This window comes from Burkholderia sp. ABCPW 14, from assembly GCF_001523835.1.
Lineage (GTDB): Bacteria > Pseudomonadota > Gammaproteobacteria > Burkholderiales > Burkholderiaceae > Burkholderia > Burkholderia mayonis.
Map to the genome: position 1 here is coordinate 1 of NZ_LOVS01000155.1, position 743 is coordinate 743.

The 743-nt window shown below is 61.0% G+C and carries 1 protein-coding gene; it reads left to right on the forward strand.

What is annotated here, in order from left to right; translation table 11 throughout:
* A partial coding sequence (locus WS62_RS38700; protein WP_269435307.1) for a hypothetical protein occupies window positions 1-743 on the forward strand: 743 nt, incomplete at both ends.

Genomic DNA, 743 nt, shown 5'->3' on the forward strand with positions numbered 1-743 from the left:
TCGAGGTGGACAACGAAGCGATGGAGCTATTGGCCGACGAGAGACCGGTCGATGTCGAAGTCGACAGCGAGGTGACGTTGCTGTTGGTGGTGCTCAGGCCGCTCGAAAGCGAGCCGATGCCGGTCGAAGTCGAGGTGGACAGCGACGAGATGGAGCTATTGGCCGACGAAAGCCCCGTCGACGTGGAGGTCGACAGCGACGCAACGTTGCTGTTGGTGGTGCTCAGTCCGGTGGACAGCGAACCGATGCTGGTCGAGGTCGAGGTGGACAACGAAGCGATGGAGCTATTGGCCGACGAGAGACCGGTCGACGTGGAAGTCGACAGCGACGCAACGTTGCTGTTGGTGGTACTCAGTCCGGTGGACAGCGAGCTGATGCCGGTCGAAGTCGAGGTCGACAACGAAGCGACATTGCTGTTGGCGGTGCTCAGGCCGCTCGAAAGCGAGCCGATACCGGTCGAGGTCGACGTGGACAACGAAGTGATCGAGCTATTGGCGGACGAAAGCCCCGTCGACGTAGAGGTCGACAGCGACGCAACGTTGCTGTTGGTCGTACTCAGTCCGGTGGACAGCGAACCGATGCCGGTCGAAGTCGAGGTGGACAACGAAGCGATGGAACTGTTGGCCGACGAGAGGCCGGTCGATGTCGAAGTCGACAGCGAGGTGACGTTGCTGTTGGTGGTGCTCAATCCGGTGGACAGCGAGCTGATGCCGGTCGAAGTCGAGGTCGACAACGAAGCGACA